This is a genomic window from Ruegeria sp. BG8, assembly GCF_056538325.1.
Genome location: NZ_JBQFSZ010000008.1, coordinates 164,790 through 175,271, shown reverse-complemented (window position 1 = coordinate 175,271; position 10,482 = coordinate 164,790). Strand labels below are relative to the sequence as shown.

Annotated in this window: 10 protein-coding genes; 2 read left to right on the top strand and 8 right to left on the bottom strand. The window is 56.4% G+C overall.

The window, feature by feature from the left end; translation table 11 throughout:
* Positions 1–157: 157 nt before the first annotated feature.
* Positions 158–928, top strand: a complete 771-nt coding sequence (locus ACR0DG_RS16035; protein WP_480698189.1) for a 2-keto-4-pentenoate hydratase — start codon at positions 158–160, stop codon at positions 926–928.
* A gap of 111 nt (positions 929–1,039) precedes the next feature.
* Here ACR0DG_RS16035 and gyrB read toward each other — a convergent pair whose 3' ends face one another.
* Positions 1,040–3,457 carry a DNA topoisomerase (ATP-hydrolyzing) subunit B gene (gene gyrB / locus ACR0DG_RS16030; RefSeq protein WP_480698191.1) on the bottom strand — a complete coding sequence of 806 codons (2,418 nt, stop codon included), beginning with the start codon at positions 3,455–3,457 and terminating at the stop codon, positions 1,040–1,042.
* A gap of 102 nt (positions 3,458–3,559) precedes the next feature.
* Positions 3,560–4,132 (bottom strand): TetR/AcrR family transcriptional regulator, encoded by a 573-nt coding sequence (locus ACR0DG_RS16025; RefSeq protein ID WP_480698193.1) that lies wholly within the window; start codon positions 4,130–4,132, stop codon positions 3,560–3,562.
* 100 nt (positions 4,133–4,232) lie between these two features.
* Here ACR0DG_RS16025 and ACR0DG_RS16020 point away from each other — a divergent pair, with 100 nt between their 5' ends.
* Entirely contained in the window at positions 4,233–4,799 is a 567-nt protein-coding gene (locus ACR0DG_RS16020) for a carboxymuconolactone decarboxylase family protein (protein ID WP_480698195.1), read from the top strand.
* On the opposite strand, the gene recF is transcribed toward ACR0DG_RS16020, so the two are convergent.
* From recF to ACR0DG_RS15990, 6 genes are all read right to left on the bottom strand, one after another.
* Positions 4,796–5,893: a DNA replication/repair protein RecF gene (recF, locus tag ACR0DG_RS16015; RefSeq protein ID WP_480698197.1), complete on the bottom strand. Its 1,098-nt coding sequence runs from the start codon at positions 5,891–5,893 to the stop codon at positions 4,796–4,798. The two genes, ACR0DG_RS16020 and recF, sit on opposite strands and share 4 nt — an antisense overlap.
* A 34-nt stretch (positions 5,894–5,927) precedes the next feature.
* Entirely contained in the window at positions 5,928–7,049 is a 1,122-nt protein-coding gene (gene dnaN / locus ACR0DG_RS16010) for a DNA polymerase III subunit beta (RefSeq protein WP_480698199.1), read from the bottom strand.
* Between the two features lie 228 nt (positions 7,050–7,277).
* Entirely contained in the window at positions 7,278–8,663 is a 1,386-nt protein-coding gene (gene dnaA / locus ACR0DG_RS16005; protein WP_480698201.1) for a chromosomal replication initiator protein DnaA, read from the bottom strand.
* 137 nt (positions 8,664–8,800) lie between these two features.
* Complete coding sequence (locus tag ACR0DG_RS16000; RefSeq protein WP_480707221.1) at positions 8,801–8,932, bottom strand: hypothetical protein; 132 nt, start codon at positions 8,930–8,932, stop codon at positions 8,801–8,803.
* Positions 8,933–9,212: 280 nt separating this feature from the next.
* A complete protein-coding gene (gene rpsT, locus ACR0DG_RS15995; protein ID WP_170351928.1) occupies positions 9,213–9,476 on the bottom strand; it encodes a 30S ribosomal protein S20 in 264 nt (87 codons plus the stop codon).
* A gap of 226 nt (positions 9,477–9,702) precedes the next feature.
* Entirely contained in the window at positions 9,703–10,479 is a 777-nt protein-coding gene (locus ACR0DG_RS15990) for an enoyl-CoA hydratase (protein WP_480698203.1), read from the bottom strand.
* Between the last annotated feature and the right edge of the window lie 3 nt (positions 10,480–10,482).

Sequence of the window (10,482 nt, the reverse complement as noted above, 5' to 3'; positions counted from 1 at the left end):
TTCGCGAACATAGGCATTATGTTTGCACAAAACGTTTTGGCAAAGGTTAGTTCCGCCGACGGCCTGTCAGACCATGGCACATTCTGTCGCGTAGATTTGTGCAGCTCAGGCAGGATGGGATGCAGTATTTCCGTGTTTGTTCGGCTAGGGTGCTTGAATGGAAAAACAGTTTGAAACTATCGCGATTAACATTGCCGATGCGCTGAAAACGCAAAAGCAGATCGACCCGGTGCTGTCAGAATCCGTCTCATCTAACCACGCATACGCAATCGCGCGCCGCGTGCGTGGGATTTTGGATCAGCGCCCGGTAGGTCGAAAAGTCGGTTTCACAAACCGTGCGATCTGGCCCATTTACGGGGTTTCGCAACCCATCTGGGGAATGGTTTTCGCGGAAAGTCTGTATTCAAATGACCAGTCCATTCATCTTGCGGATTACGCGGAACCAAGGATCGAGCCTGAAATTGTCCTCGGTCTGAAAACAGCGCCGCAAGCCGATATGGATAGGGAACAGCTAGCAGGATGCGTAGATTGGTTCGCCCCGGGCATTGAAATCGTTCAGTCCATTTACCCGAATTGGAAATTCTCTGTTGGCGATACGATTGCCGCGCAGGGTCTGCATGGTTGTCTGATACTGGGCGAAAAGATACCCTCGACCAAAGAACGCCTGAATGAATTACGATCTGTACCGGTTGAGTTGATCCGCGGCTCGGAAACTGTGGACCATGGCAAAGGAGAGAACGCTCTGGACGGCCCGGTCAATGTGTTGGCTCATTTGACTTCTCTTGTTTCAGCTCAGGACCCTCTGCAAGCAGGCGAGTTTGTCTCGACAGGTACACTCACCGATGCGTGGCCATTAAAGCCGGGTGAGACATGGACAGCGCGCTATGGTGGGGTCATGGATACCGAACTGTCTGTTCGGATTGTTTAGATACGGGCAAACCGAACAGAGGTCGGTTTACTGCAATCAGCAGACTGCTTATCGCCGCGCAAAACACATCCCTAGGGCTGCGATCTGCGCGGCGATGCCGATGTCGTCGATTTAAAAGTCCAGATTCTCGACGCTCAAGGCGTTCTGTTGAATGAACTCGCGCCGTGGTTCGACCACGTCGCCCATCAGCTTGGTGAACAGATCGTCGGCCTCGACCATGTCGTCCACACGCACCTGCAACAGTGTGCGGGCATCGGGGTCAAGCGTGGTTTCCCACAGCTGATCGGGGTTCATCTCGCCCAGACCTTTGTAGCGTTGCAGCGACAGGCCTTTTTCACCCTCTTCCAGAATGGCGCGCAACAGGTCCAGCGGGCCGTGGATGGCTTGCATGCGGTCACGGCGAACCAGCGTGGCCGGAGTGTTGTAAACCTCTTGCAGGCTTTGTGTGAAGCTGCCGGTCTTGCGTGCCTCGCCGGAGCGCAGCATCGGGCCGTCCAGAGTGCGGACCTCTTCAACGCCGCGCAGGATACGGGCTAGGCGGATACCATGGTCCTGCGTGATCCGGCCCTGCCAGCCGCGTTCATATTCCAGCGCGATCAGATCCAGACGGGCGGCGACCTTGTCAGCCACGCCCTGCAGGTCAGCATCCACCGCACCAGGTACAAACGCCCCGGCCACGGCGGCCTGTTCCAGAATGTGGCGCGGGTAATGCGTCGGGAAGGCGTCCAGCACGCGTTTCAACTGACGTGCCTCATCGACCACACGGGTTAGGTCTTGCCCGACGATTTCCTCGCCTGAGCCCAGTTTCAGCACCGCGCCCTCGACGCCCTGATTGATCAGGTAATCGTCCAGCGCAGCCTGATCCTTCAGGTAAACTTCTGATTTACCACGCGAAACTTTATAGAGCGGCGGCTGCGCGATATACAGATATCCACCCTCGATTAGTTCCGGCATCTGGCGATAGAAGAAGGTCAGCAACAGCGTCCGAATGTGCGCACCATCCACATCCGCGTCAGTCATGATGACGATCTTGTGGTAGCGAAGCTTTTCGATGTTAAACTCATCACGGCCAATGCCGGTGCCCAACGCCATCACCAGATTGCCGATCTCCTGAGACGACAGCATCCGGTCAAAACGCGCGCGCTCAACGTTCAGGATTTTCCCACGCAGAGGCAAAACGGCCTGAGTCAGGCGGTCACGACCCGTCTGGGCGGAACCACCGGCCGAGTCACCCTCGACCAAGAAAACTTCGGTCTTGGACGGGTCTTTCTCAGAACAGTCTTTCAGCTTACCAGCCAGATAGTTCACATCCATCGCCGTCTTGCGGCGGGTCAATTCGCGCGCCTTGCGGGCGGCCTCACGGGCAAGCGCAGCCTCGATGATTTTACCAACGATGGCTTTGGCCTCGTTCGGGTTTTCTTCGAACCACTCAGCCAACTTTTCGTTCATCAGTCCTTCGACCGCCGGGCGCACTTCGGAGGATACCAGCTTGTCTTTGGTTTGCGATGAGAACTTGGGATCGGGTACTTTCACCGACAAAACGCAGGTCAGACCTTCACGCGCGTCATCGCCGGTAAAGCTGACCTTTTCCTTTTTCGCGATCCCGCTGGACTGCGCATAGTTGTTGATCGTCCGGGTCAGGGCGCCGCGGAAGCCCGCCACGTGCGTCCCGCCATCCCGCTGCGGGATGTTGTTGGTGAAGGGCAGAACCGTCTCATGGTAGCTGTCATTCCACCACATCGCGATTTCGACGCCGATATCGTCGCGCTCACCCTTGATATAGATCGGCTCAGGCATCGCGGGCGATTTGGATCGGTCAAGGTATTTGACGAATTCCTTGACACCACCCTCATAAAACAGCTCGGTCTCCAGCCGTTCGGCAGGGCGTTCGTCGATCAGGATGATCCGCACACCCGAATTCAGGAAGGCCAGCTCGCGCAGGCGCTTCTCCAGCGTATCGAATGAATATTCGAGGTTCGAGAACGTATCGGTCGAGGCCAGAAACCGCACCTCGGTTCCCGTGCGATCGCCGCAGTCCTGAACCACCTTCAGGTGTTCCGCGGTCTCGCCACCCTCAAAGCGCGCGACGTGTTCCTTTCCGTTGCGCCAGACGCGCAGTTCCAGCCAATCGGACAGGGCGTTCACCACGGAAACACCCACGCCGTGCAGACCGCCGGACACCTTGTACGAGTTGCTGTCGAACTTACCGCCCGCATGCAGCTGGGTCATGATGACCTCAGCTGCCGAGACACCCTCTTCCGGGTGGATATCCACTGGAATCCCACGCCCGTTGTCACTGACCGAAACACTGGAATCGGCGTGAATTTTCACCGTGACATGGTCTGCGTGACCGGCCAGCGCCTCGTCAATTCCGTTGTCCACGACCTCATACACCATGTGGTGCAGGCCCGAGCCGTCATCCGTATCCCCGATATACATTCCAGGGCGCTTGCGAACAGCTTCTAAGCCTTTGAGAACTTTGATGGAATCTGCACCATATTCCTGGGGTGCCTGTGCGTCTTCGGACATGCCGTCAGTACCTATATTATTTTGGTAACTTATACGTTTTCTGGTGGGGAATGTCACGTCATACCCCCATATTTTGTGTCAGAGATTGGCTTTTTTAACAGATCAAAGACGATCCAGATCAGCCGCAATGTCACTTGCGATTTCATGGGCATTCACGTCGTCACGCTCTGCCGACAGTCGGAGCCCCAGAATGTCCGATTGATACCGCGCGGCCAGCCGCTCTACGTCATGGTCGGGGCGAATTTCGCCAGCCTCTTGCGCGCGTCGAAACAAGGTGGCGAAACAGTCTTTCATTTCGACCATATGAAAGCTTGCCTTGTTGGCCAGATCATGTCCCTTGGCCTGCAGCTCGGCATACGTCTTGGCCAACATACAGGCTCGGGTCGGCATTTCCTTTTCATCTATCACGAAGTGAGGTTGCGCCTTGAGCGCATTCAACGGCCCTATCTCGTCTGCCATCGCCAAAAGGCGCGCAACGCCGTCCTGCGCATATCGTTCCAAGGTCAAAGCATACAACGCGTCCTTAGAGCCGAACGCTGCATAAAAGCTGCCCGGTTTCAGATTCAATTCGCCTTCGAGATCTTTCAGCGATGTCCCGGCCCAACCTTGTCGCCAGAAAAGATCCCGAGCCTTCGCGATCAACGCATCACGGTCGTATGAGGGTTTTCTGGGCATGGGATTCACCAATTCTTGAATGTTCGCTCAAATATATACTTGAGTGATCACTCAAAAAAGCCTAAATACGACTCATCGCGCCAAAAACAGGAGTTTTGACATGGCAAACTTCCCCTCTCATGACCTGACGACCGCCCCCGAAGGATCCAAGCCTCTGCTGGAAAAATCGCAAGCTGCCTTTGGCCGCCTGCCCGGCCTGCACAAGGTAATGTCGGAAAGCCCCCAGCATCTGGAAGCCTACCAGCTTTTGCATCATCTGTTCCTGCAGACCGATTTCGACAATGACGAAAAGACTGTTGTTTGGCAGACCATCAACGTCGAAAACGAATGCCACTACTGCGTGCCCGCCCACACCGGCATCGCAAAGATGATGAAAGTGTCGGACGAAATTACCGAAGCCCTGCGCAATGAAACGCCGCTGCCGTCGGCCAAACTGGAAGCGTTGCGCACATTCACGCTGCAATTGATGCAGACACGTGGCAACGTGACCGACGAACAGCTGCAAGCCTTCTTTGACGCCGGATACTCGCACCGCGACGTGTTGAACGTGGTTCTGGGCCTGGCACAGAAAACCATGTCGAACTACGTAAACCACATGGCGCAAACACCGGTCGACGAAGTTATGCGCGGTTTCCTGTGGGAACGCAAAGTCGGCGAGCCTGCCTAAGCCTTGACGACCGAGCCCTCATCGCTTTCGGTAACGATCAGCGTCTGGGCCCGGTCACCCAGTTCCGAGAAGAGCTCAGGCCCGGTGCCCGTCATCCAGGCCTGCGCCCCTAACGCGCAAATCTCATCATAAAGCGCCGCCCTGCGTCCGGCGTCCAGATGAGCAGCCACCTCATCCAGCAGCACAATCGGCGGCGCACCGACCATTCCAGCCAACGCACGCGCGTTTGACAGGATCAGCGAGACCAGCAGCGCCTTCTGTTCTCCGGTAGAGCAATCCTTGGCAGGGACCCCTTTCGCTGCGAAAACACCGTATAGATCGGAACGGTGCGGCCCGACCAGCGTTCGGCCGGCAGCCAGATCGCGGAACCGGCTTTCGTTCAGGGCCTCGCGCAGGTCATCGACAGTATCGGGCATAGAACCTTCGGTTTGCACCAATTCCAGTTCGGCGGAAGGAAACGCCGTTTCCGCCTGATCCTGAGCAGCCCGCAAGTGATCAAGCGCGGCCATCCGCGCCGAATGAATGCGATAACCTGTTTCGGCCATTTGCCCTTCAAGTGCCGCATACCAATGCGCGTCGCGCACCTGTTCCTTCAAAAGACGGTTTCGTTCGCGCATGGACTTTTCATAGGTCAAAGACGCCTCGGCATGGGCTGGATCGAAACTCAACGCAATTCGGTCCAGAAAGCGCCGCCGGCCTTCTGCGCCTTCAATCCAAAGACGATCCATTGATGGCACCAACCAGACAACGCGCGCCAGTTTTCCCAGCTCAATCTGACTGGACGCTTTGTCATCAATTCTCACCTGACGCGCCGCGCCAGCTTCGGACCAAGTGTCGATTTCGTAGCTGCGGCCGCCAAGGCTCAAGAGGCCGGACAATTTCCACCCCAACGCCTCGGGCCTGCGGGTCATGTCTGCGGCGCTGGCCCGGCGCATACCGCGACCGGGTGAAAACAGCGACACAGCTTCCAGTATGTTGGTCTTGCCCGCACCATTCGGGCCATGGATCGCAACCGGGCGACCATCCAGCGACAGCCTCGCCAGTTTGTGCGAGCGGAAATGCGAGACCGTAAGTTCGGTCAGGGCCAAACCCATGACCCCTCCCTTTCGCTAGAAGACGCGGGCGCGATCAGACGCGCATCGGCATGACCACATAGACTGCGCTTTGGTCATTTCCTTCGCGCATCAAGGTCGGGTCACCTGCCGAATTGAATAAGAAAACCGCGTTCTCACGATCCACCTGCGACGCGATTTCCAGCAGGTATTTTGCGTTGAACCCGATTTCCAGACGCTCATCTCCGTAGGCCACCGCAAGTTCTTCTTCGGCGGCGCCGCTATCGGGTGCATTCACAGAAAGAACCAGCTTATCTGCCTCAAGCTGTAGCTTTACAGCCCGCGAACGTTCAGATGAGACGGTTGCAACCCGATCTACGGCCTGAGCGAATTCTGCGGCATCCACCTCAAGCTGGCGTGTGTTGCCTTGTGGAATCACACGGGTGTAGTCCGGGAAGGTGCCGTCGATCACTTTCGAGGTCAGTGTGATATCGGGCGTTGCAAAACGCACCTTGGTTTCACTGACCGACACGGCGATATCCATTTCGTCGTCATCCAGCAGCTTGCGCAGCTCGCCCACTGTTTTGCGCGGGACGATCACACCCGGCATATCCGCGGCACCATCCGGCAGGTCCGCATCGATACGGGCAAGGCGGTGCCCATCGGTGGCCACGCAACGCAAAACCTTACCGCCCTCGGATGCATCCGACACATGCATGTAGACGCCGTTCAGGTAGTAACGCGTCTCTTCCGTCGAAATGGCGAATTTGGATTTATCGAACAAACGTCGCAGCAATGCCGCCGGAGCGGTAAAGTTCGACTGATACTCCGACGACGCCATGACCGGGAAATCTTCTTTCGGCAAAGTCGCTAGCGAAAAATTCGACCGACCCGCCTCGACCGTCAAGCGCCCCGCAGCGCTGTCGGCCGTCAATGTCACCAGTGCACCGTCCGGCAATTTTCGTACGATCTCGTGCAGGGTCGTCGCCGCTACGGTTGTTGCACCTGCCTTTTCGACCTGCGCAGGTGCCTTGTCGACAACCTCGATGTCCAGATCTGTTGCACGAAACTGCGCCTGATCCCCTTCAGCTTCGATCAGCACATTGGCCAGTATGGGAATGGTGTTGCGACGTTCCACAACAGATTGGGCCTGGGAAACGGCCTTGAGAAGGGTGCCGCGTTCTATGCTGATCTTCATACCCTCAATTCCTCTGACTTGCGTGCCGAAATGGGCGGGACTGGCACGTTAGCGGTTCCACCCTGAGGCACAAGGATTTTTTATGGATTTCTGAGTCGGATTGCCCAAAGCGTCAAGGGGCGCGTGACCCCTTTGGCACAGTTCATGCCGGACCGTGGGCAATTTCGCACAAGAAAACGCCCCGGGCGTGAGGGTCCGGGGCGTTTCCAGAGTGGTCGGGGATGGACCTCAGGCTTCCAGCGAACGTCGCAGCATTTCCACATCTTCGGCGATCTGGCCGTCTGTGGTTTTCAGTTCTTCGATGCGCTTCACGCCATGCATGACCGTTGTATGATCGCGTCCGCCAAACCGACGACCAATCTCGGGCAGGGATCGGCTGGTGAGCTGTTTGCACAGATACATCGCCACCTGACGTGGACGCGCGTAAGACCGCAGGCGTTTGGGGCCGATGATATCCGACAGGCGAATGTTATAGTACTCTGAGACCTTGCGCTGAATTTCTTCGACGGTGATCTTGCGCTCGGACGCGCGCAGAACGTCGGCCAGACAATCCTGCGTCAGCTCCATGTCGATCTCACGGCCAACCAGCGAAGCAAAGGCAAAGAGGCGTGTCAGCGCGCCCTCAAGAACCCGGACGTTTGTCGAAATGCGATGCGCCAGAAATTCCAGCACGCCATCGGCGATTTGCAGATCAGGATAGGTGCTGCTGTGGTGCTGCACTTTGTTCTGCAGAATACCCAACCGCAGTTCGTAATCCGTTGGATGCAGATCGACAACAAGACCACATTGCAGACGAGACTTTACCCGATCCTCAAGGTCCTTGATCTCACCGGGGGCGCGATCGGCCGAGATGATGATCTGTTTGTTCTGATCGACCAGCGCGTTGAAGGTGTGAAAGAATTCCTCCTGAGTGGAATCCTTACCAGCGATGAACTGCACATCATCCACCATAAGCACGTCGACTGAACGGAAGAGGTGTTTGAAATCCATCATCCGACGCTCGCGCAGTGCTTGCACGAAACGGTACATGAACTGTTCCGCCGAAAGGTATAGCACATTCAGGTCGGGGCGCTTTGTCTTCAGCTCCCATGCAATGGCGTGCATCAGGTGCGTCTTACCCAGCCCCACACCGCCATAAAGAACCAGCGGGTTGAACGTCACCGGGCCACCTTCTGAAACACGGCGCGCGGCAGCATGCGCCAATTCGTTTGGCTTGCCGACCACAAAGCTGTCAAAGGTAAACCGTGCATCCAACGGCGCGGCCTGCAGTGACTCAAGCGCGCTGTTGGCAACTTCTGGCTGTTGCGGCGTTTCGGTCTCCTGAACTTCAACTGGCGCAATCTCGATGTCGGTCGTCGGCCGCACAGGTGAGTTCGCCGCAACACGAAATGCCAGCCGCTGGACGGATTCCCCGGCGGTATTCATCTCGTATAAGATCAGGTCAGCAAAATTCTGGCTAACATAATTGCCCATAAAGTTGGTCGGCACCGAGAACACCGCAACGCCGTCCTGCAGCTCTTGGAACTGAAGAGGCTTGATCCAGGTGGTGTAGTTGTTTTGTCCGATCGCCTTGAGCAGTTTGTTTTGCAGTAGTCCCCATTTTTCTTGTGTCATTCAGCGCCTCACGCATCCCATTCTTTATTGGCCTGTCGGCCTTATTGCTAAGCCCGGTTGCCCGGTATGTGCGGACACTCGGCAAAGGGTTCCCATCCACCGGATCGAATTGATCCGGCGTTCATCCCAGAAAACGATTACATCCAGAACAGAAGACGCCCCAACACCGGAGCACCCCCGGAAACCGGGATGCATATCGCAATCTCAATTTTCGACAGGGCTGGAATACTTGGTTGTGCCAAGTCCCGCAGCAGATCAGCAACCGGCATGGCCGGCAACCGACATTCGTTCCAAGATCGTCCTGATGCCCGTCAATCTGATCTGTGAAACAGCCTGTCCCCCCAAGCGAGTGAATCGCTGAATCAGTGGTAACAAGAGGGCGGCGGTCGCGGCAACGAAACTCTGATATTGACTCGGGTCTTTCGGCGAAAGAATCTCTCGGTTTCGTGAGGACGCGGTATTCTGGCAACAGCAGAAAGGGCGCCGCACGGTGCGACGCCCCCTAAAATATATCAGTCTTTCTTACGTGACCAAGGGTCACCCGAAAGCTTAGCCCAGCGCTTTGACGCGTGCCGACAGACGCGACATTTTACGTGACGCGGTGTTTTTGTGGAAAACGCCTTTGGTGACGCCGCGCATCAGTTCGGGCTGCGCTGCGCGTAGTGCTGCGGTTGCCGCGTCCTTGTCGCCGGAAGCAATAGCTTCTTCGACTTTGCGCAGGTAGGTGCGGATGCGCGAACGGCGTGCTTTGTTGATTGCAAAACGCTTTTCGTTCTGACGTGCGCGTTTCTTTGCCTGGGGCGAGTTAGCCATGTGTCTCTGACCTTTGTTCGGTACGGTTATCTAGGGTTGCGCGCCACGGAAATTATCCGCACCGGATCAGAAATCACGAGTGTGAGTCGGGCCAAGCGGGCCGCACGCGCATGTATAGCGGCGCTTACTATCCAACTCGTGAGGGTTTGCCAAGCAGATTCTTGAGTACACAAGATGGATACAAAAAAGGCGGGCAACTGCCCGCCAAAGCTTTTTCTAAGATCGCTTACTTGTCGCGAAACTGCGCGGCTCGTTTTTCCAAAAACGCGGCCATGCCTTCCTTTTGATCTTCGGTCGCAAACATCGAATGGAATACGCGACGTTCAAACAACATGCCTTCGCTCAGCGGCAGTTCGTAGCTGCGGTTTACCGCCTCTTTAGCAGCCATCGCACTGAGCTGAGATTTCTCGGCGATCTTATGGGCGGCTCCCATGGCCTCTTCCATCAGTTTCTTGGCAGGGACGACGCGGCTGACAAGACCTGCTCGTTCGGCCTCTTCGGCATCCATGAAACGGCCGGTCAGGTTCATATCCATCGATTTGGACTTACCGACAAAACGCGTAAGGCGCTGGCTGCCGCCCAATCCCGCTATGACGCCCAGATTGATTTCTGGCTGACCGAACTTGGCCGTATCGGCGGCAATTATGAAATCGCACAGCATGGCCAGTTCGCAACCACCGCCCAGCGCATAGCCGGCAACCGCGGCGATGATCGGTTTGCGAATGGCGCTGACGCGGTCATTCACATCCGCAAACAGGTTGGTGGTGTACACATCGACAAAGCTCATCTCGGACATTTCCTTGATGTCCGCGCCTGCGGCAAATGCCTTGTCCGAGCCCGTGACGATGATGCATCGCACCTTGTCGTTCTGATCCGCTTCTTCCAAAGCCGTGCACAATTCCTGTGTCAGCTGCGCGTTCAGCGCGTTCAAAGCATCAGGTCTGTCGAGCTTGATTAGGGCGACGTGGTCTTCGATTTCGACGATGATCGTCTCAAAAGCCATGAG

Excerpts from the sequence above, each read along its gene's own strand:
- recF (WP_480698197.1), bottom strand. The coding sequence starts at position 5,893 with ATGGGTTTGGCCCTGACCGAACTTACGGTCTCGCATTTCCGCTCGCAC.
- ACR0DG_RS15990 (WP_480698203.1), bottom strand. The coding sequence starts at position 10,479 with ATGGCTTTTGAGACGATCATCGTCGAAATCGAAGACCACGTCGCCCTA.
- ACR0DG_RS16020 (WP_480698195.1), top strand. The coding sequence starts at position 4,233 with ATGGCAAACTTCCCCTCTCATGACCTGACGACCGCCCCCGAAGGATCC.
- ACR0DG_RS16035 (WP_480698189.1), top strand. The coding sequence starts at position 158 with ATGGAAAAACAGTTTGAAACTATCGCGATTAACATTGCCGATGCGCTG.
- ACR0DG_RS16025 (WP_480698193.1), bottom strand. The coding sequence starts at position 4,132 with ATGCCCAGAAAACCCTCATACGACCGTGATGCGTTGATCGCGAAGGCT.
- dnaN (WP_480698199.1), bottom strand. The coding sequence starts at position 7,049 with ATGAAGATCAGCATAGAACGCGGCACCCTTCTCAAGGCCGTTTCCCAG.
- rpsT (WP_170351928.1), bottom strand. The coding sequence starts at position 9,476 with ATGGCTAACTCGCCCCAGGCAAAGAAACGCGCACGTCAGAACGAAAAG.
- ACR0DG_RS16000 (WP_480707221.1), bottom strand. The coding sequence starts at position 8,932 with ATGCCGGTTGCTGATCTGCTGCGGGACTTGGCACAACCAAGTATTCCA.
- dnaA (WP_480698201.1), bottom strand. The coding sequence starts at position 8,663 with ATGACACAAGAAAAATGGGGACTACTGCAAAACAAACTGCTCAAGGCG.
- gyrB (WP_480698191.1), bottom strand. The coding sequence starts at position 3,457 with ATGTCCGAAGACGCACAGGCACCCCAGGAATATGGTGCAGATTCCATC.